Source organism: Microbacterium sp. MF43 (genome assembly GCF_012847295.1).
Lineage (GTDB): Bacteria > Actinomycetota > Actinomycetes > Actinomycetales > Microbacteriaceae > Microbacterium.
Map to the genome: position 1 here is coordinate 39,866 of NZ_JABBDY010000003.1, position 23,579 is coordinate 63,444.

The 23,579-nt window shown below is 70.9% G+C and carries 22 protein-coding genes and 1 tRNA gene; 13 read left to right on the plus strand and 10 right to left on the minus strand.

What is annotated here, in order from left to right; all coding sequences use genetic code 11:
- Window positions 1-61: 61 nt before the first annotated feature.
- Window positions 62-529: a MarR family transcriptional regulator gene (locus tag HF323_RS08555; protein ID WP_169582193.1), complete on the plus strand. Its 468-nt coding sequence runs from the start codon at window positions 62-64 to the stop codon at window positions 527-529.
- Between the two features lie 41 nt (window positions 530-570).
- Here HF323_RS08555 and HF323_RS08560 read toward each other — a convergent pair.
- A tRNA-Met gene (locus tag HF323_RS08560) sits at window positions 571-644 on the minus strand.
- Window positions 645-738: 94 nt separating this feature from the next.
- Between HF323_RS08560 and HF323_RS08565 the strand changes: the two genes are divergently transcribed.
- A complete protein-coding gene (locus HF323_RS08565; protein WP_169582194.1) occupies window positions 739-1,248 on the plus strand; it encodes a DUF6328 family protein in 510 nt (169 codons plus the stop codon).
- On the plus strand, window positions 1,245-2,060 hold the full coding sequence (locus HF323_RS08570; protein ID WP_169582195.1) for a carbon-nitrogen hydrolase family protein: 816 nt from the start codon (window positions 1,245-1,247) through the stop codon (window positions 2,058-2,060). Before HF323_RS08565 ends, HF323_RS08570 begins: the two co-directional genes overlap by 4 nt.
- A gap of 13 nt (window positions 2,061-2,073) precedes the next feature.
- Here the strand turns inward: HF323_RS08570 and HF323_RS08575 are convergent, their stop codons facing one another.
- On the minus strand, window positions 2,074-3,273 hold the full coding sequence (locus HF323_RS08575) for an aminotransferase class I/II-fold pyridoxal phosphate-dependent enzyme (protein WP_169582196.1): 1,200 nt from the start codon (window positions 3,271-3,273) through the stop codon (window positions 2,074-2,076).
- Window positions 3,274-3,388: 115 nt separating this feature from the next.
- Between HF323_RS08575 and HF323_RS08580 the strand changes: the two genes are divergently transcribed.
- The 3 genes from HF323_RS08580 to HF323_RS08590 are packed head-to-tail and all read left to right on the plus strand — an operon-like array spanning window position 3,389 to window position 7,705.
- The gene (locus tag HF323_RS08580) at window positions 3,389-4,927 is read left to right on the plus strand and encodes a trypsin-like peptidase domain-containing protein (RefSeq protein ID WP_169582197.1); all 1,539 of its coding nucleotides are present in this window, start codon (window positions 3,389-3,391) and stop codon (window positions 4,925-4,927) included.
- A 43-nt stretch (window positions 4,928-4,970) separates the two neighbouring features.
- Entirely contained in the window at window positions 4,971-6,248 is a 1,278-nt protein-coding gene (locus HF323_RS08585) for a CDP-glycerol glycerophosphotransferase family protein (protein ID WP_169582198.1), read from the plus strand.
- Entirely contained in the window at window positions 6,245-7,705 is a 1,461-nt protein-coding gene (locus HF323_RS08590) for a CDP-glycerol glycerophosphotransferase family protein (protein WP_169582199.1), read from the plus strand. Before HF323_RS08585 ends, HF323_RS08590 begins: the two co-directional genes overlap by 4 nt.
- Window positions 7,706-7,732: 27 nt before the next feature.
- Here HF323_RS08590 and HF323_RS08595 read toward each other — a convergent pair whose 3' ends face one another.
- Window positions 7,733-8,758 (minus strand): glycosyltransferase, encoded by a 1,026-nt coding sequence (locus HF323_RS08595; RefSeq protein WP_169582796.1) that lies wholly within the window; start codon window positions 8,756-8,758, stop codon window positions 7,733-7,735.
- A gap of 109 nt (window positions 8,759-8,867) precedes the next feature.
- Between HF323_RS08595 and HF323_RS08600 the strand changes: the two genes are divergently transcribed.
- Window positions 8,868-10,157: a CDP-glycerol glycerophosphotransferase family protein gene (locus HF323_RS08600; protein WP_169582200.1), complete on the plus strand. Its 1,290-nt coding sequence runs from the start codon at window positions 8,868-8,870 to the stop codon at window positions 10,155-10,157.
- A 15-nt stretch (window positions 10,158-10,172) separates the two neighbouring features.
- Here HF323_RS08600 and HF323_RS08605 read toward each other — a convergent pair whose 3' ends face one another.
- From HF323_RS08605 to HF323_RS08630, 6 genes are all read right to left on the minus strand, one after another.
- Complete coding sequence (locus HF323_RS08605) at window positions 10,173-11,552, minus strand: phosphotransferase (RefSeq protein ID WP_169582201.1); 1,380 nt, start codon at window positions 11,550-11,552, stop codon at window positions 10,173-10,175.
- Window positions 11,553-11,589: 37 nt separating this feature from the next.
- Window positions 11,590-11,820, minus strand: coding sequence for a hypothetical protein (locus HF323_RS08610; protein WP_169582202.1), 231 nt, complete (start codon window positions 11,818-11,820; stop codon window positions 11,590-11,592).
- A 34-nt stretch (window positions 11,821-11,854) separates the two neighbouring features.
- Window positions 11,855-13,123, minus strand: coding sequence for a hypothetical protein (locus HF323_RS08615; protein ID WP_169582203.1), 1,269 nt, complete (start codon window positions 13,121-13,123; stop codon window positions 11,855-11,857).
- Between the two features lie 47 nt (window positions 13,124-13,170).
- Window positions 13,171-14,811 (minus strand): S8 family peptidase, encoded by a 1,641-nt coding sequence (locus HF323_RS08620; protein ID WP_169582204.1) that lies wholly within the window; start codon window positions 14,809-14,811, stop codon window positions 13,171-13,173.
- A gap of 127 nt (window positions 14,812-14,938) precedes the next feature.
- Entirely contained in the window at window positions 14,939-15,874 is a 936-nt protein-coding gene (locus HF323_RS08625; RefSeq protein ID WP_188241676.1) for a hypothetical protein, read from the minus strand.
- Window positions 15,875-15,938: 64 nt separating this feature from the next.
- Entirely contained in the window at window positions 15,939-16,631 is a 693-nt protein-coding gene (locus tag HF323_RS08630; protein ID WP_169582205.1) for a phosphocholine cytidylyltransferase family protein, read from the minus strand.
- A gap of 193 nt (window positions 16,632-16,824) precedes the next feature.
- Here HF323_RS08630 and HF323_RS08635 point away from each other — a divergent pair, with 193 nt between their 5' ends.
- The 3 genes from HF323_RS08635 to HF323_RS08645 are packed head-to-tail and all read left to right on the plus strand — an operon-like array spanning window position 16,825 to window position 19,848.
- Window positions 16,825-17,997 (plus strand): ABC transporter ATP-binding protein, encoded by a 1,173-nt coding sequence (locus tag HF323_RS08635; protein WP_317451036.1) that lies wholly within the window; start codon window positions 16,825-16,827, stop codon window positions 17,995-17,997.
- The gene (locus HF323_RS08640) at window positions 17,973-19,541 is read left to right on the plus strand and encodes a hypothetical protein (protein ID WP_169582206.1); all 1,569 of its coding nucleotides are present in this window, start codon (window positions 17,973-17,975) and stop codon (window positions 19,539-19,541) included. Before HF323_RS08635 ends, HF323_RS08640 begins: the two co-directional genes overlap by 25 nt.
- Before the next feature lie 40 nt (window positions 19,542-19,581).
- On the plus strand, window positions 19,582-19,848 hold the full coding sequence (locus tag HF323_RS08645) for a DUF3039 domain-containing protein (protein WP_169582207.1): 267 nt from the start codon (window positions 19,582-19,584) through the stop codon (window positions 19,846-19,848).
- Window positions 19,849-19,874: 26 nt separating this feature from the next.
- Here HF323_RS08645 and HF323_RS08650 read toward each other — a convergent pair whose 3' ends face one another.
- Entirely contained in the window at window positions 19,875-21,203 is a 1,329-nt protein-coding gene (locus HF323_RS08650) for a nicotinate phosphoribosyltransferase (protein ID WP_169582798.1), read from the minus strand.
- Between the two features lie 69 nt (window positions 21,204-21,272).
- Between HF323_RS08650 and murI the strand changes: the two genes are divergently transcribed.
- From murI to rdgB, 3 genes are all read left to right on the plus strand, one after another.
- Entirely contained in the window at window positions 21,273-22,100 is an 828-nt protein-coding gene (murI, locus tag HF323_RS08655) for a glutamate racemase (RefSeq protein WP_169582208.1), read from the plus strand.
- 26 nt (window positions 22,101-22,126) lie between these two features.
- Window positions 22,127-22,903: a ribonuclease PH gene (gene rph / locus HF323_RS08660; protein ID WP_169582209.1), complete on the plus strand. Its 777-nt coding sequence runs from the start codon at window positions 22,127-22,129 to the stop codon at window positions 22,901-22,903.
- Window positions 22,904-22,974: 71 nt separating this feature from the next.
- The gene (rdgB, locus tag HF323_RS08665; protein WP_317451065.1) at window positions 22,975-23,577 is read left to right on the plus strand and encodes an RdgB/HAM1 family non-canonical purine NTP pyrophosphatase; all 603 of its coding nucleotides are present in this window, start codon (window positions 22,975-22,977) and stop codon (window positions 23,575-23,577) included.
- The last annotated feature ends 2 nt before the right edge of the window (window positions 23,578-23,579 follow it).

Sequence of the window (23,579 nt, forward strand, 5' to 3'; positions counted from 1 at the left end):
GCTAGTTTAGCTAGCGATCTGGTTCGTCCGATGATACAAGGGTACTGAGGGAGTGTCCACAATGGTCCAGCCTTGGTCACCCGCCACGCCGCACGATCGCGTCGTCCTGGAGGTGCTGCTCGCTGTGCGCGCGTTCAGCGACGCCATGGATCGCATGTACGGCGGCATGAAGGGCGATATGGACATGAACGCCTCCGACCTCTCCGCGCTGCGCATGCTGATCATGCGCGAGCAGCGCGGCGACCTGGTGAGCCCCCACGACGTGGCCCGCCATCTGCGGATCTCGACGGCTTCCACGACGAAGCTCCTCGATCGACTCACCGCAGCGGGACACATCCAGCGACGCCCGCATCCGACCGACGGGCGGGCGCGGGTCATCGAGCTCACCGATCTGTCGCGACGCACCTTCTTCCAGCACTTCGGCGAGCGGCTGCAGGCCATGCGCGGCGTCGCCGACCGCTACACCGACGACGAACTGCGCTCGATCGCACGGTTCCTCGGCGAGCTCGGCGAAGTCTTGGCGACATGAGAGAAGGGCCCCCGCCGAAGCGGGGACCCTTCTCTTCTCTGTTGCGGGGACAGGATTTGAACCTGCGACCTCTGGGTTATGAGCCCAGCGAGCTACCGAGCTGCTCCACCCCGCGGCACAAGAAGTTAGCCTAGCACGCTTTCGAAGCCGGTCGCGACGCGAGCCCGCGGGAGTTGCCGAGGGGTCCTTCCCGGCACCAGGATGAACGCATGCTTCCCGCGCGCGACGATTCCCGCCGCCGCCGCGACGACGGCCGCGACGAGACCCCGACCGAGCGCGCGGATCGAAATTGGAGCGAGGTCCTCCAGGAGCTGCGCGTGCTCCAGACAGGCACCCAGATCCTGACCGGGTTCCTCCTCGCCCTCGCCTTCCAGCCCGCCTTCTCCGATCTCACCGACGGGCAGCGTGCGATCTACCTGACGCTCGTCGTGATCTCCGCTCTCAGCGCCATCATCGCGCTCGCCCCCGTGGCCCTGCATCGCGTGCTCTTCCAGCAGCGCGCGAAGTCCCTCGTCGTCTCGTACGGCCACGCCGCGCTGATCACGGCGCTGTTCACCGTGTCGGTGCTCATCGTCGGGGTCGTGGCCTTCGTGTTCGACGTGGTCGTGGGGGATGCCGCAGCCTGGTGGGCATTCGGGATCCTGGCCCTCATCATCGTGGCGCTGTGGCTGGTGGCGCCGGCCATCATCCGCGCGAAGGTGAATCGGGATCCTCGATGACCGTCACGGGTGCCCTCGGGGTCGCGGTGGCGCAGTTCGCCCCGACGGCGGACACGGCGGCGAACCTCGATGTGATCAGGCAGCTCACCGCCGCGGCATCCGATCGCGGCGCTCGCCTGGTGGTGTTCCCGGAATACTCGAGCTACTTCGTGGACCCGTTCGACGCGACACTCGTCGACAACGCGCAGCCCGTCGACGGGGAGTTCGTGACCCAGCTGGCCCGGATCGCCGCCGAGCACGACGTTCACATCGTCGCGGGTCTGCTCGAGGCGGCGGGGGACGAGCGACGCGTGCGCAACACGGTGGTCGCCGTCCACGCGAGGGGCCTCGTCGCCGCGTACCGCAAGCTTCACCTGTACGACGCGTTCGGGCAGCGCGAGTCCGACTGGGTCGAGGCCGGGCAGCTCGCCGAGCCCGAGACGTTCGAGGTCGACGGACTCCGTTTCGGCCTGATGACGTGCTACGACTTGCGCTTCCCCGAGGTGGGTCGGATGCTCGTCGACGCCGGCGCCGACGTGTTCGTCGTTCCCGCGGAGTGGGTGCGTGGTCCGCTCAAGGAGCATCACTGGCGCACGCTGCTGCACGCTCGCGCGATCGAGAACACCGTCTTCGTGGCGGCCGCCGATCATCCGCCGCCCCTCGGTGTCGGATGCTCGATGATCGTCGACCCGCAGGGCGTCGAGCTGGCCGCGATCGGCACGGCGACCGACGTCGCCGTGGCGCATCTCGACCCGTCGGCGGTCGAGCGCGTGCGACGGGTCAACCCGTCGCTGCGCCTGCGGCGGTTCGGCGTCGTCCCCCGGCAGTCCTGACCGAGCGCGGTGCTCAGCGCGCGGACGCCAGGCGCCTCGCGGCCTCTTCGAGCACCTCTGTCCGCTTGCACGCCGCGAATCGCACGAGCGTCGAGTACTGCCTGCGGCGCTCCGGGGTGGTGAACGCGGTGAGGGGGATCGCGACCACTCCAGCGCGCTCCGGCAGCGAGCGGCAGAATTCCGCGGCATCCGTCGCCCCGAGACCCTGCGCGTCGGCGACCGTGAAATACGATCCCGCCGGCACGGAGACCTCGAACCCGGCGGCCCGCAGCCCCTCGCCCAGGAGGTCTCGCTTGCGTCGCAGGGTATCGGCGATCCCTCGGAAGAACTCGTCGCCGAGGCGCAGGCCGACCGCGATGGCGGGCTGGAACGCGCTGGCGTTGACGTAGGTGAGGAACTGCTTCACCGCCAGCACGGCAGACACGAGGTCGGCCGGCCCGGTGACCCAGCCCACCTTCCACCCGGTCGTGGAGAACGTCTTGCCGCCCGACGAGATCGTGAGCGTGCGATCCCACGCGCCGGGAAGACCGGCGATCGGCACGTGCGCGTCACCGAACACCAAGTGCTCATACACCTCGTCGGTGACGATCACCGCGTCGTGGCGCTCGGCGAGCCGGACGACCTCCTCGCGGACCTCGGCGGAGAAGACCGCACCCGTGGGGTTGTGCGGATCGTTCACGAGAATGGCGCGTGTGCGGTCGCCGACCGCGCGCCGCAGCTCGTCGAGGTCGGGCTGGAAATCGGGCCACCGCAGCGGCACCGTCACCAGGCGTGCGCCGGCGAGGGCGACGACGGCGGCGTACGAGTCGTAGTACGGCTCGAACACGACCACCTCGTCCTCGGGGCCGTCGATCAGGGCGAGCAGCGTCGCCGCCAGCGCCTCGGTCGCACCGGCGGTGACGAGGACTTCGCTTCCGGGGTCGGGCATGAGTCCGTAGAAGCGCTGCTGGTGCTCGGCGATGGCCGAGAGCAGCTCCGGGATGCCACGACCCGGCGGGTACTGATTCCTGCCGTCCGTGATCGCGGCGCGTGCCGCATCGAGCACGTCGGCAGGTCCGTCCTCGTCGGGGAAGCCCTGCCCGAGGTTGATTGCTCCCGTTCGGGCCGCGAGGGCCGACATCTCGGCGAAGATAGTGGGGCGGATGGAACCGTCGGCGCCGACGAGTCCGGCTCCGGCGGCGGTGCGGTGCCAAGCTCCGGGGATCTCTCGCATCGGAACACGGTACTCGACGGCCTCAGGACGATCGCATAGGCGAGTCCCATCGGCGGCATAAGAAACGCACAGCATCGGTGGGCAATGTGGTGAGTGCTTGGAAGAAGGAGCAACGATGAGCGACATTCAGGGCGACCGCCCCGCAGACCACACCCCCGCGGACGCGACCGCGAGCACGCCCGACGTGTCGCAGACCGCCCCGACGACTCCCGTCCCGCCGACCACTCCGGCGTGGCAGGCCGCCCAGCAGCCCGCCGCTCAGCAGCCCGCCGCGCAGCAGCCGGGACCGCCCGCCGGCTACCCGTCGCACGCTCAGGCCTACGCGCGCCCCCAGGGCTACGCAGGCCAGACGGCGTCGTACCCCCCGAACTACGCCGGCCAGCCCCAGGGCGCCGCGTTCGGGCCGGCCGCCACCGGTGCGACTCCGACGGTCGAGGCTCCGCGCAAGCCCAAGAAGGCCACCGGCGCCGGCAAGGTCGTCGGACTCGTCGTCGCTGCGGCGATCGTGGGCGGAGCGGCCGGGCTCGGCGGTGCGTACGCGGGCGTGAACCTCTTCGCCCCTGAGGGCACCGTCCCTGCGGCCGGGCCCGCCACCGTCACCGTGAACGACACCGATGGGGTCACGCAGACCACCGCGATCGCGGCGAAGGTCGTGCCGAGCGTCGTGACGATCGCGGCGACGGGCGATCAGGGCAGCGGCACCGGCTCCGGCGTCGTCCTCACCGAGGACGGCTACATCGTCACCAACACCCACGTCGTCACGCTCGACGGTGCGACCGGTGACGCGACCGTTCGCGTCACCACGTCGGACGGGCGCGTGTTCGACGCAGAGGTCGTCGGAACGGACCCCACCTACGACCTCGCCGTGATCAAGCTGCAGGATGCCGAGGGCCTCACTCCCATCGAGTTCGCCTCGTCCGCCGACCTCAACGTCGGCGACGAGACGATCGCGGTCGGCGCACCGCTGGGACTGTCCAACACGGTGACCACGGGTATCGTCAGTGCGCTGAACCGCTCCATCGAGATCGCCTCGTCCGCCGCCCCCGAGGGCGGTGACGCGGGTGAGGAGGAGCAGGCGCCCGAAGGTCAGCAGGACAGCCCCTTCCAGTTCGACTTCGGACAGGGCCAGGCCCAGGGCACGCCCAGCGAGTCGATCAAGATCGCGGTGATCCAGACCGACGCCGCGATCAACCCCGGCAACTCCGGCGGTGCGCTCGTGGATTCCGAGGGCAAGCTCATCGGCATCAATGTCGCCATCGCGACGGCGGGCGGCTCATCCGGCGGCGCCGGCTCGATCGGCGTCGGCTTCGCGATCCCGTCCGACATCGCCCAGCGCATCACCGACGAGATCATCGAGAACGGCGAGGCCACCCACGGCCTGCTCGGCGCGAACGTGCTGTCGGCCGCACAGGTCGAGGGTTCGACGATCACCGGCGCCTACATCCAGGAGGCGGTGGCCGGCGGCGCCGCCGCCGCCGCGGGCCTCCAGAAGGGCGACATCGTCACGGAGTTCAACGGCGTCCCCGTCACCGACTCGGTTGATCTGACCGCGCAGGTCCGGGCTGCAGCCGCGGGCAGCGACGCGACCGTGACCTTCGTCCGCGACGGCGAGACGAAGACCGTCGACGTCACGCTCGGCACGCTCGAGCCGTAACCGCTCCCACGAGAAGGACGCCACCCCGCGATAGGCTCGCGGGGTGGCGTCCTTCTCGTTCGGCGCGGGGAATGCGCGAAAGCTCGCGACTCTCCCGCTCTATGCCGCAGGGCGCATACTGACCCTCCTCGTCCCCCGATCCCGGGACGAGTGGGTGTTCGGCTGCGCGGCGGGCATCGGCGATGGCGCTCTCGCGCTGTGGCAGGTCGCCGCCGCCGACGGCTGGCGGGCGGTCTGGCTCGTGGGAAACGACCGGGAGGCGGCGGATGCCTCGGCCCGCGGCATCCCGAGTCTTCCGAAGTCCTCTCTGCGGGGGCTTTGGCGCACGGCCCGCGCCCGCGTGATCGTGGTGACCCATGGGTTCGGCGACGTCAACCGCTACGCGGTGTCGGGGGCGTTCGTCGTGCAGCTCTGGCATGGGATCCCCCTCAAGCGCATCGGCCTCGATTCTCCCGAGACGCTGCGGCTCCCGGGCCCGCTCGCACGCGTGCGCGCCCTGCGCCCGCTCCAGCACGTGCTCGGGGCGATGTTCCGCGGCGCAGCGCGGCGGATCCGCCTCCTGCCCGCCGCGTCGCACGTCGTGCGGGGGCGGCTCGAGTCGGCGTTCGCGCTGCCCGACGAACGGGTGCCGGTGACGGGCGAGCCGCGGGTGGACGTGCTGTCGCAGGGAACCGCCGAGCAGCGGCGCGCAGACGCCCGCACGGCGATCGCGGCGGCGACCGGCCCGCTCCCCCACGCGGCGGCTGTGGTGCTGTACGCCCCGACCTGGCGAGACGGCGCCGTCGATCCCGCGGTTCCGACCGAGCCGGAATGGCATGCCCTCATCGCTCTGCTCGACCGCCACGACGCGGTGCTGCTGGTGCGCTCGCACCCGCTCGGAGCGGGGGAGTATCGCCCGCCCGCGGCGACCGACCGGGTACGGCTGCTCGGGAGCGACCTCGCTCCCGACGTCACGCCGCTGCTCCCCGGAATCGACGTGCTCGTCACCGACTACTCGTCGATCGTCTTCGACGCTTCGCTCGTGCCGGTGCCCGCGGTCTTCCTGGCGCCCGACGTCGAGGCGTACTCGCGCACCCGCGGCTTCTACGGCAGTTACTCCGAGGTCGCCGGCGAAGACTGGGCGGCGGACTGGTCCGGGGCTCTCGCGCAGCTGGACGCCGTGCTGGGTGATGACGCCGAGGCGGAACGCCGCCGGGGGCGCGCCGAGGCGCTCAGCGCGCGTGTGCACGCCTTCCGGGACGGCGCCAGCGCGGAGCGGGTGTACCGTGCGATCCTGGCGGGATGGAGCGGCGGGACGGCCGCCACGAAAGGACGACGATGACGCAGGCCCGCTTCACGACCGAGGGCGGAGCCGCCCTCGTCCTCACCGGCGAGGGACCCCGGCCGGCATCGGTCGAGCTCGTCGGTCGTCGTGCCCGGGTCTCGGCGTCGGTGAGCGGCCGCGGCAAGACGTGGAAGGCCGCCATCCCGCTGCGGGCCGAACGGTGGGGCGGACCGGAGCTCCCTCTCCCGTCGGGCACCTACGATCTGAGGGTGACGGCCGCCGACGGAGCCGACGACGGGGCGACGGCGGAGCCGCCCGCCCGCGTGCCGCTCGCGCAGCTGGGGACGCTCCGTGCGGTGCTGGACGGGTGGACCGTGGTCATCGGACCGCCCATGGATCCCGCCTACGACTCGGGCGAGGGGCAGGACGCTCTCGAGCGGCGGTACGCGCACCGGCCCGCGGGGCTCGAGAACGCGGTGTTCTTCGAGAGCTTCTACGGGCGCAACGCCAGCTGCAACCCGCTCGCGATCGATCGCGAGCTCGCGCGCCGTGCGCCCGGCGTCACACGGTACTGGAGCGTCGTGGACCTCTCGGTGGCCGTGCCGGAGGGAGCCGTGCCGATCGTCGAGGGCAGTCCCGAATGGTGGCGCGCCCGCGGCGCGGCGCGGCTCCTGGTGGTCAACGACTGGCTCCGCCGCCGCTTCGCCCGACGGCGAGGACAGGTCGTGCTGCAGACGTGGCACGGCACGCCGCTCAAGCGCCTCGCGCTCCACCGGCCCGGGTTCGACCCGCGCCGCATGGCAGCCGTCGTGCGCGAGTCGAGGCGCTGGGACGTCCTCCTCGCCCACAATCCGTACGCCGCCCGCATCCTGAGCAAGGCGTACGCGTTCCTGACGCGGCCGGTGTGGGTGGAGGGCTACCCGCGCAATGACGTGCTCGTCACCGGCGACGGCGGGGCGACCCGCGCGGCGCTCGGCGTGGGCGCCGATGAGCGCGTCCTCCTTTACGCGCCGACCTGGCGCGACGATCGCGTCGAGATGGTCGACTTCATCGACCCGGCGGCCCTCGCGGCCGAGACCGGCGCCGTCGTCCTGGTCCGCGGCCACTCGCGCACGCTCCAGCCCGGGCGCGACGCCGAGGGCGCCCGGGTGATCGACGTCACCGGCTTCCCCGATACGTCGCTCCTGCTGCTGGCGGCCGATGCGCTGATCACGGACTACTCGTCGGTGATGTTCGACTTCTCGGTCACGGGAAAGCCGATGTACTTCCTCGTCCCCGACATGGAGCACTATCGCGGCGAGCTGCGCGGGTTCTACTTCGACCTCGCCGCGCACGCGCCCGGGCCGGTCGTGCGCACCCAGGACGAGCTCGTCGCCGCCCTCGGCGGCGACACGTCGGCGTATGCCGAGCGATACGCGCGCTGGCGCGAGAAGTTCAACGCGCGCGACGATGGCCGCGCCGCCGAGAGGGTGGTCGCCCGCATCCTCGATCAGGGCTTCGTCGATCCGCGCTGACGGCGCTCGGCGGTCCGGGAGCGCGGTTCAGGGGAGCGGCGTGTTGCGGGTGCCCAGCCGCGACGTGTCGACGGTGTCGTGCGCCCCGCCGACCACGCCCCGCAGGAAGCCCCAGCCCCACGAGAGGTGCATCGTCGGGAGCACCGCCGCCGTCCAGAGCTTGTCGCGCCATCCGGTTCCGCCGCCCGGCCCCAGGGCGACGGCGACGATGAGGAGGGCGTACGCCGCCAGCGGCAGGTAGACGACGGATGCCGCGACCGCCCACCCGCCCTGAAGGACGCCCGTCGCCTGCAGGACGCCGATCGCGACGGCCAGCAGGATCGTGACGATCAGCAGCGGGGGCGCGAAGAAGCGCAGCGAGTTGCCGCGCCCGAAACGGCGCACGAGTTCGCCGCGCCACCGACCCGTGGCCGCGAACTGCCGCACCAGCCGCTGCCAGCTCTCGCGGGGCCAGTAGGTGACCGACAGCTCGGGATCGAACCAGACCCGGTAGCCGGCGCGGCGGATGCGCAGATTCAGCTCCCAGTCCTCGCCGCGACGGATCGTCTCGTCGAAGAGGCCCACCTCGTCGAGCACCGCCCGCCGCATGACGCCGAGATACGCCGACTCCGCCTCGCCCTGCTGCGTACCGCCGTGGTAGGCGCCGCCACCGAGCCCGATGGGGGAGTTGTAGGCGCGCGCGACCGCCCTCTGGAACGGGGTGCGCCCGTCGGCGCGCATGACGCCTCCGACATTGGCGGCGCGCACGCGGTCGAGCGTCGCGAGCGCTCGCCGGGTGTACTCCGGCTCGAGCTCGGAGTGGGCGTCGACGCGGACGATCGTGGGATAGCGGCCCGCACGGATCGCGAGGTTGAGCCCGACCGGGATGTCGGCGCGCGGATTGTCCACGAGCACGATGCGCGGCTCCTCGGCCGCGAGCTGCCGGGCGAGCTCGGTGGTGCCGTCCGTTGAGGGGGCGAGCGCGAGGATCAGCTCGGACGGGCCGTCCACCCGCTGGGCGAGCACGGTCTCGACGGCACGACGGAGGTAGTCCCGCTCGTTCAGGACCGGCATGACGAACGTCACGCCGGCGTCGGGATCCACCTGGGGAGCGTCCCTGCGCCCGCGCTGCTCGACCTGCACGGGTCGATCATGTCACGGGTCGCCTGGGTAGTCTGGGAACGTGGGTCTGGTCTCGGATGGGAAGAAAGCGGTCGCGCTGGTCCGCAAGGCGGTCAGGAATCGCCGTGCCGTGATCGACGTCCGCCGCGCGCTCGCGGCCAGGCCGGCGCATCCGCGTCTGCACTACCGCATCGCGGTGTACTTCGCCGACGGTGCGGTGAACATGTACCAGATGCGCCAGTGGTACAAGCCGCTGGCCGAGCTGTCGAAGATCTGGCCCGTGGTCGTCCTCAGTCGTGCGGCCACCGGGGCGCGGGCGATGCTCGAAGAGGACGCACCGCCGGTCGCGTTCGTGCCGACGGTTCGCGACCTCGAGCGCTTCCTCGCCGAGCAGGACATCCGCGTGGTGCTGTACGTCAACCAGAACACGCGCAACTTCCAGATGTTCCGGTACGGCCGGCGCTGGCACGTCTTCATCAACCACGGCGAGTCCGACAAGATGTACATGACGACCAACCAGTACAAGGCCTACGACTACGCCTTCATCGCGGGTGACGCCGCCCGTGAGCGGCTCTCGCGGGTGCTGTGGGACTACGAGCTCGACCGCCGGACGATCGCGATCGGCCGTCCGCAGGCCGACCACTACTCGGGCACGCTGCCGTACACGCCCGACGATCGGACCGTCGTGCTGTACGCACCGACCTGGGAGGGGGACCGGCCGTCCGCGCACTACGGATCCGTCGTCACCCACGGCGAGGCGCTCACGACGGCGCTCCTGGCCACGGGGCGTCACCGTCTGATCTATCGCCCGCATCCGCGGTCGGGGGTCGTCAACCCCGAGTACGGCGTGGCGAATCGGCGCATCATCGCCGCGATCGCTGCCGCGAATGCCGCCGATCCGTCGGCCCATCACGTCTTCGACGACGGTCCCGATCTCGGGTGGCAGCTCTCGGCCGCCGATATCGCGATCGTGGACATCTCCGCGATGGTGTACGACCGGCTCGCCGCCGACAAGCCGCTGATGATCACGCGACCGGTCGATCCGGCGGCCGCGATCGACACGCACGGCTACCTTTCGGCGTGCGAGTGGCTGGATGCCTCGGCCGCCGGCGCGATCGTCGCCGAGGCCGATCGCGTCCTCAGCGACCCGGAGGCGGTGGAGCGACTCGAGCACTGGGTGCGCCACTACTTCGGCGACACCGCGCCGGGTGCGGCGACGGCACGCTTCCACGGCGCCGTCCGCAGCCTCATGGACGAATGGGACCGCTGGTATGCGCGCTCGATCGTCGAGGACGAGGACGACGAGCAGGACCCGGACGAGGCGGAACTCGACGACGAGGTCGCAGGCTGAGCAGCCCCCGGATCGTCAGCCCACGGGCGCCGTCCGTTCGACGAGTCGTGCGATCGCACGAAGCGGGATCGTGACCCACGTGGGCCTGTTGCGGGCTTCGTAGATCGCCTCGTAGACGGCCTTGTCGAGTTCGAGGGCAGCCAGCAGTGCCGTCTGCGAGTCCAGATCGGCGCGCGATGCCATCGCGTATCCCTCGAGGAATCCGGCGCGCGCGCCGTGCGCCCATTCGCGAGCCGCGACGGGGGAGCGCTCCGGATCGTCCAGGCGGATAGAACCGGCGACGTAGTCGAAGGACCGCAGCATGCCGGCCACGTCGCGCAGGGCGAGATCGGGGCGGGTCCGCTCGCTCATGGGTCGCAGCGGCTCTCCTTCGAAATCGAGCAGCACCCAGCCGCGCCCGGGAACGTGGAGCACCTGACCCAGGTGGTAGTCACCGTGGATGCGCTGCTGATCCGGCCACGCCGTCGCTGCGGCCAGCGCGTACACGGCTTCGATGGCGGCTCGCCGCTCTGCGATCTCGGGCACCTCGGCGATCGCAATCGTCAGGCGCCGGCGCCACGTTCCGACGGTGGCCTCGAGGTCGGCGGCCGTCGTCGCACGCGTGGGGAAGAGCTCCGCCAGCGACACGTGGACATCCGCGGTCGCCGCTCCGAGCGCGCGTGCCGACCCGCGGAAGTCCTCTCCGCGCGCCGCAGCCTGCAGGGCCACCCGCCAGGCGTCCTCCACATCGGGCAGGAACTCCTGAGCCCACGCCAGCGAGCCGGTCACCGTGCCCTGGGCCGTGTCGAGGTCCGGCCATGTCCCCTCGATCCAGCCCACCGCCCGCGGGACGTGCACGGATCCTGCCTCGGCGAGCGCCGTGGGCAGTTCGATGTCGGGATTGAGCCCCGCATGAAGCTGCCGGTAGACCTTGCAGATGACCGGCATGCCGCTCGAACGATAGATCAGCGACGTGTTCGACTGCTCGCCGCTCATGACGGTCGCGGTGGCCGTTTCGCCGCTTGTGCGCGCGCGCCGAGGATGGCCGATCGCTTCGGTGCGGGGTCCTGTGCCACGGCCTCCCGCGGTGATGAGGCGGTGGAGCGCACGCGCGTAGGCGGGGTCGTGGGGACCGTCGATGAACGTCGTTCCCGGTTCAGGACTCCCGATCACGTGATCGGGCGAGGCATCCACCGTCTCCGTCGCCCGTGCGACGACCGGAAGCTGGTACAGCACGACGGGGAGCGCACCCTCGTCAGCGATCAGATACGTGCGGATGCGCGCGTCGGCGTCGTCGTCGCTCGCGGGCGGAAGGTCCCACCACGACACCAGGCGCAGGCTCGGCGGGCGCCCCTTTGCGGCGTACCAGCGCTGGCGGGGCATCCATGCCGCGAAGCAGGCGAGGGTGCTGTCCATAGTCGAGAGCGTATTCCTGCGCGCGCAGACGTGTCGATCAGTCGTCGTCGGAGTCGTCGTCGGGATCGGCGTCGGTGATGTGCGCCTGGGCGACCTCGACGGTCGGAGCGACCGGGATCACAATGGACTCGACGGACGCGAAACCGAGTGCATCGACAGCCGGCGCCGCGGCGGCGAGCCGCTCGGCCTCGCTCTCCGGCGCGGCGGGCTCCGAGGGGAGACCCGCCCACTCCTCGTTCTGCTCCGGTCGCTGCACGAACATTCCCATGCGCCCATTCTGCCGCGCGCGTGGCGTTGTGGCGTCAGGTGCTCATGACCGCGGACAGGATCGCGTACGCAACCTGTCGTCCCGTGACGTCGCTGTGTCCTGAGACGAACGAATCCGCGTTGAGCGACCACACGTCGTGGTCGCCGAAGTCGTAGCGGCCGCCGACATCGAGGAGGGTCGCCGCCGCCGACCCGGGCGTCTTGAGGGCGCCGTTCCGGCCGATGCCGCCGTACGGGTCATCCGCATCCCCGAGTCCCACGCCGATCTGCTTGGCCAGTCGCGAGGCGATCGGGTAGGCCATTCCCACCGCTTTGTCATTGCGCGTATGCGTGATGACGATGGGTCCGCTCACCTTGCGAGGCGCCTTGGCGAAGAGGCCGCTCGCGCCCGCGCCGTCCCAGTCCTTCGCCATCCCGAAGTGGCTGTACGCCGCTTGCAGCAGCGACATGGAGGAGACGGGCGCCGAGGTGGCCACGGCCGCTGCTGTCACCGCGCGGCCGCCGAAGGAGTGGCCGATCAGATGCAGCCGTGCGCCCGGCGCGTCGGTGTGGAGACGTTCGAGCAGTTCGGCGAGGCCCTTGCGCCCCACGACCCCGGCCCGCTCCTTCATCGTGTAGTAGGTCGCGACGTTGACGAGGTTGCGCGCCGCCCCGAGGATGCTGTCGAAGAATCCGGCGCCGCCGCCGTCTGTCAGGGGCGGGAGGCCGGCAGGGTCGATGGCGGCTCCGCCGCCCGCCGCGGCGGGGTCGGCAGCCAGGGCCGCCCCGCCGCGCGCAGCGTCGATGACCTCGACCGCGGGCGCGTGCGCGAGTGCCTCGAAGCCAGCCGCGTCCTCGCCCTTGGATGATCCGGGGAGCGTCTCGCGGAGCGCCTCGACGAACTCCTCCTGTGCGCTCGACGATCCGTCGAGCCTGGGTGCCAGCGCGAGGAGACGCGCTCGCACGTCGGGATCCTCGACGCGCGACGCGATGTCGGCCTCGAGAGCGGCGAGGTCGTCGCCGACACCGGCTCCCGCCCCCGAGTTCTCGTCCTCGGCCCATTGGATCGAGGGCCACAGGATCCCGACGACCACGAAACGCCGGTCCTCGGCGCCGGGGACCTTCGGGCGCACCGCGACCAGCGAGTCGATCAGGCGCTCGTAGAGGTCCTGCGCCTGTCCGCGGGTGTTGTTCCATCCGTGGCACACCACCAGGACGTCGGTCGGTCGCTTCTGGGTGAGGAGATCGTCGACCTCCGCGAGTGCGTCCGGCTCGACGACCGCACCCTTCTCGTCGAAGGCCACGTCGATATAGGGCAGCTTCATGATTCCTCCTGTGTCCGGCTCTGGATGGGTCACGCGCTCGGGCGGAGTCACACGCTCTGGATGGCTCGCATCGCATCCACCAGACCGCGGCCTTGGAAAGTGGGATCTCTGCCGAGATCGCTGGCGGTGTCCATCAGGATCCGCTTGACGTCGTCGGGCTTGCCGATGAACTCGCGGTGCACCGACAGGAACGCCGCCGCGACGCCGGACACGTGCGGTGCCGACATGGATGTGCCGGAGTCCTCGACATAGGTGATGTCCGTCGCCTTCTCGCCGGCCTTGAGCTGGACGTTGGCGCGCGCCTTCGCCAGGAGCTCGCCGGCGCCGGCGCTGACGACCCGCTCGCCTGGTGCGACGAGGTCGGGCTTGAGTCGCCCGTCGCCGGTGGGTCCCTTCGACGAGAAGTACGACACCCCGGTCGAGTACGGCTTGAGCGACGTCGACCCCACCGTGATCGCTCGCGCGGCGTTGCCGGGATCGTTGATGGTCATGCCGAAACCCAGCCGCATCTCGCGGCCGACGGTGTCGAGGGCCGCGCCGTAGCCCGTGTTGCCCGCCGAGACCACGACGCACACCCCGTTCGCGACCAGGCGGTCCACCTCGCGGCACACGGGGGAGAGGCCCGTGGCGAACCACGACGGATCGAAGGGGTAGCCCAGCGAGAGGTTGACGCCGTGCACATTGAGCTCGCGACCCCAGCGATTGAGCTCCTGGACGTATTCGAGCCCGGCGAGCAGCGACGCCATATCGCCGGTGCGGTCGTCGCGGAGAACCTTGATCGGCAGGATCTTCGTCTCGGGTGCCATCCCGCTGATGCGGTCGAGCTCCACCCGCTGCACACCCGTGGCGCCCTCCGCGGTCCGGTACCACGTGGCGGCGGCAATGCGTCTGCTGCGGGGGCCGACGGTCTGGCCGCCCGCGATGATGCCCGCGACGTGGGTGCCGTGTCCGTTCGGATCGCGAAGGGCATCGCCGTCGGCGGAGTCCCGCACGAACGAGCGAGGTCCGAGTGAGTCGGGGAGGTCGAGTGTCCGGAAGGTGGCGAAGTGCTTGTGCTTGGCGTCGATGCCGGTATCGAGCACGGCCCACACGATGCCGTCGCCGGTCGCGTCGAAGCTCCGGACCGCTGCCTCCGCCTTCGTGGTGATGACGGAACGGTGGATGGTCGCCGTCACCTCGAAGTTCGGCCAGACGCGGTTGATGTAGCTTCGCGGCGCCGTCTTCGCCTCCTGGCGACCTGGGGCCGGGCGCGCGCCCTTGCCGGCGTCCCACGAGACCAGCGCCAGGATCTCCTCGCCCGTGAGCGCGGCCATGACGTAGCTGCCGGTGCTGCGGACGTCGGCCTCCTCCGACTCCGCGGCGGCGATCATCACCCCCATCTGCAGTTCCGCGATGACGGTGGACAGCGGCAGTCCGCTGTCGGTGCGCAGCTCGATGACGATGCCGATGCGCTCGCCGGTGCCGGCCGAGGCCATCCGCTCGGCGAGCGGACGGGTGATCACAGAGTCGGTGACGAGCGAGACGGTCCTCGGCATCCCGGGGAGTGAGAACGCGGGTTCCTCTGCCGGTGCCTCGGGACCCTCTTCTCCTCGTGGCATCGGCGCCGGCGCGTCCGGCGACAGCTCAGGCTCGGGCGGGACCGCGGGGAACTCCCGCGGGAGGTCCTTCCGTTCGTCGTCGGACGTCATGGCTTCCGCCTCTCTCCTGGCCGCGACAGTACTCCCGCAGTTCTCGACTGCACCAGGGAGAGGTGCGAGGAGGCGGTGGTGATACCTCGCGAGGAGGCGGCGGTGACACCTCTGGGCGGAGAGGAACTCAGTCGTCCCCGAGTTCTTCCGACGGGGCGGATGCCTCGATCTCTCGGCGGCGCGGACCGATCCGACGCGCAGCGCGGCCCACGCCGGCGGCTCCCCGGCCGACGCCGCCCGCGATGGCGGTGCCGGCGCGGCGGAGGCTCCGCGTCGCCGCGCGTTCGAGCGGCGTCGCGCCGGGCCGCGGCTCCAGCTCGGGCGGCATGGTCGCCGGCGCCCCGCCGAAAGCGCGCCGGGAGTTGACCAGCACGCGACGGCCGAGGATGTTGTTGCCCGCGCCGCCGATCGCCGCGCCGATTCCGAAGGGGAGCGCCTTCCCGATCCACGAGGCGCCGCCGCGGGCGGCGAACTGGTGGATGAACGTCGTCTTGAGGCGATCGACGAGCGGACCCATGGCGGCGCGGGGGATGGTCTTGGTGACGAGTTCGCCCCAGTAGCGGTCGCGTGTCGGTCCGCGGCCCATCGCCTGACCGGCCAATTGCGCGACGAGGTCGACCCCCTCCTTGCCGAGCATGAGCGTGAGGACCAGGGCTCGTGCGCGATCCGGGTCGGCGACCGGAATGCCGTGCACCTCGGCCACGGATTGAGCGAAGAGGGCCGTGGCTTCGAGGAAGGCGACGGTCTCGACCCCGCTGAGGGCGAGTGTCACTCCCGTTCCGATGCCGGGGACGACGGCCGTCGCGCCGACCGCGGCCCCACCCGTGGTCACGGCCGTCAGGTAGCGGCGCTCCAGGATGCGCACGATGTCGGCGGACGAGGCATCCGGATGTCGCAGCCTGACGCTGCGTAGATGAGCGAGCACGACCGGCCGCTGGATGGCGAGCACCCGGTCGAGGGCGCGGATCGTGCGGGGGTGCTCGTCGGACCCCGCGGGCGGCAGGCCCCCCTGCCACGGAGCGTCCGTGGGGAGGGAGTGGATGCGGTGCACCTTGTCGGTCATCGCGCCGATCCTATGCGGCCCTGCCGGGAGCGACGCGCCGCTTGACAGCCGGCCGTCGGGACGTTCAGACGAAGAGGTTGGCCCGCTCGAGGTCCTCGGCGAAGTCCACCTCGACCGCATACAGGTCGGAGATGTCCAGCGGCTGGAGGCGAACGCCGTCTTCGGCGATCGCGAGCTCGAGGCCGCGCTCGAAGTAGTCCTGATCGTCCACGCGCGCCAGGTGGCGCATGAACGCCTTCTTGTCGCGGCTGGAGATGTAGTTGATCCCGACGGCCTCGCCGATTCCGCCCTTGACGGTCTTCGACAGTGCGTTGATGCAGCCCTCGGCGTCGACCGTGTACTTCACCTCTTCGTCGCTCACCTTCGAGGTGTTGACGGTCACGAAAGACTGGTCGCGCTCGATCAGCTCGATCGCACGTCCGAGGACGAGCGGGTCGAAGACGACGTCGCCGTTCATCCAGAGCACCCCGCCCTTGCCGGTCTTCGCGAGCGCGCGAAGAAGGCTCTTGGAGGTGTTGGTCTGGTCGTAGCGATCGTTGTAGACGTAGTCGACCTCGGGGAAGGCCTCGACGATCGTCTCGGCACGGTAGCCCACGACGGTGGTGATCTTCGCCTCGGCGCCGAAGGCCGCGCGGATGTTGTCGTGCTGCTGCTGCATGATGCTGCGGCCGTCGCTGAGCTCGGTCAGCGGTTTGGGCAGGCTGCGGCCGAGCCGCGAGCCCATCCCGGCTGCGAGGATAACGGTCTGAAGGGTCAAGGTCTGCTCCTGAAGTGCGTGATTCACCGTCGGTTCACCGACTCGACACCCCTTCGTGCCGGGACCATGGTAGCGATGGCACCTGGGAACGTGCAGAACAATGCCTCCCCGTTGTCGATTCGTGACAAATGGGGTATGTCAACCCCCGGCGTCTCGTTGCCACGTGTCGGGGGCCGCTTGATACGTTGGGTCGGTGACAGCCTCCCTCCCGGTGCCGAACGACATCGATCCGGAAGAGCCGGACCGTCACGAGAGCGCGCCCGTCGTGCCCTTGCCGACGAACGCCTCGAGCGGGGCGCCCGCACGCAAGCCGCCGCGCAAGAAGCCTGCGAAGGCCAAGCGACCCGCTCCGTCGTCGACGCCACACGAGGCGCCGGTGTCCGGTGCGGCGGAATCGGCTCCCTCGCAGCCCGCCGTGTCAGCCGACCCCGCACCGCCGCCGCCCCCTCCGCTCCCGCAGGACCTCGACGCGGCCGCCCACGACGCGGAAGAGCTGGTGATCCCGCCGAAGCCTCCGCTGCCCGACGACCCCCGCCAGGAGGCGCCGGCCGTCGCGCCCGCCCCCGCCGACCAGGTGCCCGAGGTGCTCACCGCGCCCTCGAGGGCAGGAGACGCGCTCGTGCTGCGGGGCGTGTCCAAGAGATTCGGCGACACGCACGCCGTCGACGCGATCGACCTCACCGTGCCCGCGGGCACCTTCTACGGACTGGTCGGACCCAACGGCGCCGGGAAGACCACGACGCTGTCGATGATCGCCGGGCTGCTCGAGCCCGATCGCGGCTCGATCCGCGTCGGCGGGGTGGACGCGGCATCCGACCCGATCGCCGCGAAGCGGCTCATGGGCGTCCTGCCCGACCGTCTGCGCACGTTCGACCGGCTCACCGGTCGTCAGCTTCTCTACTACTACGGCGTGCTCCGGGGACTCTCGCCCGCCGTCGTGGAGAGCCGCACGTCCGACCTCGCGCGCGCCTTCGACCTGACCGACGCGCTGGGGCGTGTGGTCTCGGACTACTCGGCGGGAATGGTCAAGAAGGTGATGCTCGCGGGCGCGCTGATCCACTCGCCCCGGCTGCTGGTGCTCGACGAGCCGTTCGAGTCGGTCGACCCCGTCTCCAGCGCGATCATCCTCGACATCCTGTCGACCTACGTCTCGCACGGGGGCACCGTGATCCTGTCGAGCCACGGCATGGAGCTCGTCGAGCGGGTGTGCTCGCGGGTGGCGGTCATCGTCGCAGGCCAGGTGCTCGCGGAAGGGACGGTCGAGGAGGTTCGCGGCGAGCTCAGCCTCGAGCAGCGCTTCATCGAACTGGCCGGCGGCCTCAGCGACGTGGAGGGCCTGGAGTGGCTGCACACGTTCTCCGACTGAGGATCGCGCTGCTTCTGGGCGCTCTCCGCGGCGATCGCCGCCAGGTCGTGCGCAACGCGATCACCCTCGTGCTCGTCCTCGGTGCGACGGCCGCCGCGTGCTGGGCGCTACTCACCCTCCGGGATGCCGACACCGATGTGGTGCTGGCCGTCACCGTGCTGGGAGGCTCGGCGGTCACCGTGGGCTTCGCGCTCGCCCCGCTCATCGGCGCCGTCGAGGACCCCCTGGATCCCCGTCGGTTCGCCCTGCTGGCTCTACCCCGCGGTCGACTGGCGGTGGTGCTGGCCATCGTGGGACTGCTGAGCGTGCCGATCCTCGCGCTGCTGGCGATGGCGATCGCCGACGCCGTCGTGTGGAGCGAGCACGGCGTCACGTGGCCGGCGGCCGCAGCGAGCGTCCTCCTCGGAGTCGTCACATGCGCGATGCTCGCGCGGGTGTGCATGGCCGTCGCCTCGCTGTTCCTCAGGGAACGGCGCTCGCGCGAGCTGTCCGGCCTCTTCATCCTCGCGATCCTCGTCGTCGTGGTGCCCGTGGGCGTGTTCCTGGCATCGCTCGAGTGGCGGGGAATGGTTCCGACGCAGCTGTCCGAGGCTGTCTCGGCCCTCGCGCTCACGCCGTTCGGCGCGGCCTGGGCTTTCCCCGGACTGTTGGCGGCGGACGATGAGCAGGCGTGGGTGTCGGTACTCGTGGCCATCGGGACCCTGGCCGTCCTCGGGCTGCTCTGGTTCCTCCTCGTGCGGCGCCTGCTGACGACGACGGAGCGTCCTGCGTCGGTGCGCGACCGCGGCGGGCTGGGGTGGTTCGCCGTGGCGCCGGGCACACCGGGTGGCGCCGTGGCGGCGCGGAGCCTGGTCTACTGGTTCCGGGACCGGCGTTACATCGTGAACGTGCTCATCATCCCCGTCGCCGCGGCGGTCACGCTGATTCCGCTGCTCGTGGCAGGGGTTCCGCTCGAGCTGGCCATCCTCGTGCCCGCGCCGTTCGCTGCGCTGCTGCTGGGCTGGCTCCCTCACAACGACCTCGCCTACGACTCGACCGCGGTGTGGATGCACATCGCCAGCGGAATGCGCGGCATCTCCGACCGGGTGGGCAGGCTCGTGCCCGTGCTCCTGATCGGGATCCCGCTGCTTGCGGTCGCCATTCCGGTGACGATGGCCCTGCACGGCCGATGGGCGCTGCTCCCCGCGATGGCGGGCGTCTGCGCCGCCTTGTTCCTGTCGGGCCTCGGCCTGTCCAGCATCTCCTCGGTGGTCGCCCCGTATGCGGTGTCGCGGCCCGGGGAGAGTCCGTTCCAGCAGCCGCAGCGCACCGGGTCGGCCGGCGCGATCTCGCAAGCGCTCGTGATCCTCGGCGTGTTCGTCGTGAGCGCTCCCGCACTGTGGTGCGGATGGATCGCGCTCACCGATGATGTGGACGCGGCGATGCCGACCTTGTGGGCCGGGCTCGCCGCAGGCATCGGCGTGCTGTTCATCGGAGTGACGGCCGGATCGATGGTGTTCACACGCCGCGGCGGTCGGCTGATGGAGTTCGCCGAGTCCACCTGAGCCGGCCGCGCGGCGTGGCACGCGGGTACACTGGCTCTCCATGAGCACCCCTCTCGAAGGCCCGGACCAGGGCGGTCTGGCCACCCTCGACCGAGAGCTCGAAGAGCTCATCCGCGAAGAGAGCATCGAGCCCGGAGATCACGAGCGTTTCGCGCACTACGTGAAGAAGGACAAGATCCTCGAGTCGGCCCTCACCGGCAAGCCGGTGCGCGCACTGTGCGGCAAGAAGTGGACCCCGGGGCGCGACCCCGAGAAGTTCCCCGTGTGCCCCACGTGCAAGGAGATCTACGAGTCCCTCGCCGAGTGATCGGATGACGCGGCCGAGCCGCTCGGCTACGCAGCGTCGGTGTAGACGGTCGGGATCGCCGGATCAGACCGGCTGAGCGCGAGTCCCCGCACGGGCAGCTCCTCTCGCGCCAGCGCATGGTGAGCACGCGCGGCTTCGACGCCGTCGTGGCCCTCGAACGAGGCATCCGGCGCCCCGTCGACCACGAGCGGAACCTGCAGCGCGCGAGCGTCCGGGTGCGGGGCCGCTGTGGCGACGTCTTCGAAGCCGTCCGACACGACGATGAGCTCGCTCGTGGCGGTGCCGCGGTCGAGCGTGCGGAATGCGGCCTTGCGGCCGCCCTTCGAGGCTTTGTCGGTGGACGCCTTCGCGACGGCGACCCATCCGCCCCCGGCATCCTGCCGCGCGACGAGCTTGTAGACCATTCCGGCCGTCGGGGCGCCGGAGCCGGTGACGACGGAGGTTCCCACGCCGTACGCGTCGACGGGGGATGCCGCGAGCGCCGCGATCGCGTACTCGTCGAGGTCGCTCGTCACGGTGATCCTCGTCGACGTCGCGCCGAGCTCGTCCAGCTGGGCGCGCACCTCGGCCGCGACGAGCGGCAGGTCGCCCGAGTCGATGCGGACGCCGCCGAGCTGCGTCCCCGCGACGCGGATCGCCGTCTCGACGCCGCGCCGCGTGTCGTAGGTGTCGACGAGCAGGGTCGTGCCCACGCCGAGCGCGTCGACCTGCGACCGGAACGCGTCCTCCTCGGTGTCGTGGAGGAGCGTCCAGGCGTGCGCCGCGGTGCCCATCGTCGGGATGCCCCAGCGTCGACCGGCCTCGAGGTTGGACGTCGCGTCGAACCCCGCGATGTAGGCGGCGCGCGCGGCGGCGACGGCGGAGGACTCTCCGGCCCGGCGGGATCCCATCTCGGCCAGGGGCCGGTCGCCGGCCGCGACGCTCATGCGCGCGGCCGCCGTCGCGACGGCGGAGTCGTGGTTGAGGACGCTGAGCGCGAGCGTCTCGAGCACGACGGCCTCGGCGAACGTCCCCTCCACGGTGAGGAGCGGGGAGCCGGGGAAGTAGAGCTCGCCCTCGCGGTACCCCGTGATCGTGCCGGTGAAGCGGTAGTTCTCGAGGTAGGCGACGGTGTCGGCATCCACCACCTTCTCGTCGCGGAGGAAGCGCAGCTCGTCGTCGCCGAAGCGGAAGTCCCGCAGAAGGCCGAGCAGCCGTCCCGTGCCGGCCACGACGCCGAACCGGCGGGCGCCCGGAAGGCGCCGGCCGAAGAGCTCGAACACGCACCGACGGTCGGCGGTGCCGTCCCGCAGGGCTGCGTCGAGCATCGTGAGCTCGTAGCGGTCGGTGTGAAGTGCCGTGCTCATGCGGGTCAGCCTAGTGACGGTCGTGGGCGAAACGCTCCGCGGCCGAGATGCGAGAGGCCTGGCGTAGGCTGGTCGATTGTGAACGACGCGCCCATCGGAATCTTCGACTCCGGTGTCGGCGGACTCACCGTGGCTCGCGCGGTCTCGGCTCAGCTGCCGCGGGAGTCGATCCTCTACATCGGCGATACGGCGCACTCTCCGTACGGGCCGAAGCCGATCGCCGACGTGCGCCGGTACTCCCTCGAGATCCTCGACACGCTCGTCGATCAGGGCGTCAAGATGCTCGTGATCGCCTGCAACACGGCGTCGTCGGCGATGCTGCGCGACGCCCGCGAACGCTACGACGTGCCGGTCGTCGAGGTGATCGGCCCAGCGGTGCGCACGGCGATGTCGACCACTCGCAACGGTCGTATCGGCGTGATCGGCACGGAGGGGACCATCTCGTCCGGCGCCTACCAGGACATGCTCGAGGTGAACGAGCGTCTGACGGTGTTCGCGCAGGCGTGCCCCCGGTTCGTCGAATTCGTCGAGGCGGGCGTGACCGATTCGCCCGAGGTCCTCGCCGTCGCCGAGGACTATCTCGCGCCGCTGCGCCACTCCGGCGTCGACACGCTCGTCCTCGGCTGCACGCACTACCCGTTCCTCGAGGGCGCCATCAGCTACGTCATGGGCCCGGAGGTGTCGCTGGTGTCGAGCGACACCGAGACGGCGAAGGACGTCTACCGTCAGCTGGTGTCCCGCGATCTGCTCGCGGGTCCGGATGCCTCGGCCACCCACGTCTACGAGGCGACCGGCGACTCGGCCGACGACTTCCTGCGCCTGGCCCATCGCCTGATGGGCCGCGAGGTCACCGACGTGCGCCTGGTGCAGACCGGCGCCATCGACCTTCCCACGCGACAGAGCTGATCTTCCCCGAGAGCTGAGGAGACCCGATGACCCTTGAACAGGCGCAGGACAGCGCGGAACTCGTGCGCGCCGACGGCCGATCGGCCGACCGGCTGCGTCCCGTCACCATCGAGCGCGGATGGTCGAGTCAGGCCGAGGGGTCGGCCCTGATCTCGTTCGGCGGCACGAAGGTGCTGTGCACGGCCTCGTTCACCAACGGCGTGCCCCGCTGGCTGACGGGCAAGGGGAAGGGCTGGGTCACGGCCGAGTACGCGATGCTGCCGCGCGCAACGAACAGCCGCAACGACCGTGAGAGCGTCAAGGGCAAGATCGGCGGCCGCACCCACGAGATCTCCCGGCTCATCGGCCGCGCGCTGCGCGCCGTGGTCGACACGAAGGCGCTCGGAGAGAACACGATCGTCATCGACTGCGATGTGCTCCAGGCCGACGGCGGCACCCGCACCGCCGCGATCACCGGCGCCTACGTCGCGCTCGCGGACGCGATCGAGTGGGGGCGCCGGAAGAAGTTCATCGGGCAGCGCTCGCAGGTGCTCCTCGATTCGGTCGCCGCGGTGTCGGTCGGCATCGTCGACGGCATCCCCCTCCTGGACCTCGCCTACGTCGAGGATGTGCGCGCCGAGACCGACATGAACGTCGTGGTGACGGGGCGTGGTCTGTTCGTCGAGGTGCAGGGAACCGCCGAAGGCGCGCCGTTCGACAAGCGCGAACTCGACGCCCTCCTCGACCTCGGTGTCGCCGGCTGCGCATCCTTGCGCGACCTGCAGGCCGCGGCGCTCGCGCCGGCGGAGGGCTCCGGCTCGTGACCGCGTCGCCCGACGAGATGGGCGATGTCGTCGCCGAAGCCAGGGCGCGCACCATCAGCGACAGCGAAGGGGTGCGCACGATCGTGCTCGCGACGCACAACCCGCACAAGGTGGAGGAGTTCCAGGCGATCGTCGCCGCGACGCGTCCCGACCTGCAGGTGATGTCGTACGACGGCCCCGAGCCGGTCGAGGACGGCGCGACGTTCGCCGAGAACGCGCTCCTCAAGGCGCGGGCGGCTGCTGCGCACACCGGGCTGCCGGCACTCGCCGACGACTCGGGCATCTGCGTCGACGTGCTCGGCGGCGCGCCGGGGGTCTTCTCGGCGTACTGGGCGGGGCACGCGAAGGATGCTGCGGCCAACCTCGCTCTGCTCCTCGATCAGCTCTCCGACATCCGCGACCCGCATCGCACCGCGCAGTTCGTGTCGACGATCGCGCTCGTCGTCCCCGGCGCCGCCTCGAGCGAGCAGGTCGTGGAGGGCGTCTGGCCCGGGCGGCTGGCGACGGCACCGTCGGGCGACGGCGGCTTCGGCTACGACCCGGTGTTCATCCCGGACGGCCAGCCTGAGGGCGCCGAGCGGACGGTCGGAGAGTGGAGCGCGTCCGAGAAGAACGCCTCCTCCCACCGCGCGCGGGCGTTCGACCAGCTCGCTCCGCTGCTGGCCGACCTCTGACC

Coding starts and splice junctions, on each gene's coding strand:
- HF323_RS08555 (WP_169582193.1), top strand. CDS start 62: ATGGTCCAGCCTTGGTCACCCGCCACGCCGCACGATCGCGTCGTCCTG.
- HF323_RS08565 (WP_169582194.1), top strand. CDS start 739: ATGCTTCCCGCGCGCGACGATTCCCGCCGCCGCCGCGACGACGGCCGC.
- HF323_RS08570 (WP_169582195.1), top strand. CDS start 1,245: ATGACCGTCACGGGTGCCCTCGGGGTCGCGGTGGCGCAGTTCGCCCCG.
- HF323_RS08575 (WP_169582196.1), bottom strand. CDS start 3,273: ATGCGAGAGATCCCCGGAGCTTGGCACCGCACCGCCGCCGGAGCCGGA.
- HF323_RS08580 (WP_169582197.1), top strand. CDS start 3,389: ATGAGCGACATTCAGGGCGACCGCCCCGCAGACCACACCCCCGCGGAC.
- HF323_RS08590 (WP_169582199.1), top strand. CDS start 6,245: ATGACGCAGGCCCGCTTCACGACCGAGGGCGGAGCCGCCCTCGTCCTC.
- HF323_RS08595 (WP_169582796.1), bottom strand. CDS start 8,758: ATGCCGGTCCTGAACGAGCGGGACTACCTCCGTCGTGCCGTCGAGACC.
- HF323_RS08605 (WP_169582201.1), bottom strand. CDS start 11,552: ATGGACAGCACCCTCGCCTGCTTCGCGGCATGGATGCCCCGCCAGCGC.
- HF323_RS08610 (WP_169582202.1), bottom strand. CDS start 11,820: ATGGGAATGTTCGTGCAGCGACCGGAGCAGAACGAGGAGTGGGCGGGT.
- HF323_RS08615 (WP_169582203.1), bottom strand. CDS start 13,123: ATGAAGCTGCCCTATATCGACGTGGCCTTCGACGAGAAGGGTGCGGTC.
- HF323_RS08620 (WP_169582204.1), bottom strand. CDS start 14,811: ATGACGTCCGACGACGAACGGAAGGACCTCCCGCGGGAGTTCCCCGCG.
- HF323_RS08625 (WP_188241676.1), bottom strand. CDS start 15,874: ATGACCGACAAGGTGCACCGCATCCACTCCCTCCCCACGGACGCTCCG.
- HF323_RS08645 (WP_169582207.1), top strand. CDS start 19,582: ATGAGCACCCCTCTCGAAGGCCCGGACCAGGGCGGTCTGGCCACCCTC.
- rph (WP_169582209.1), top strand. CDS start 22,127: ATGACCCTTGAACAGGCGCAGGACAGCGCGGAACTCGTGCGCGCCGAC.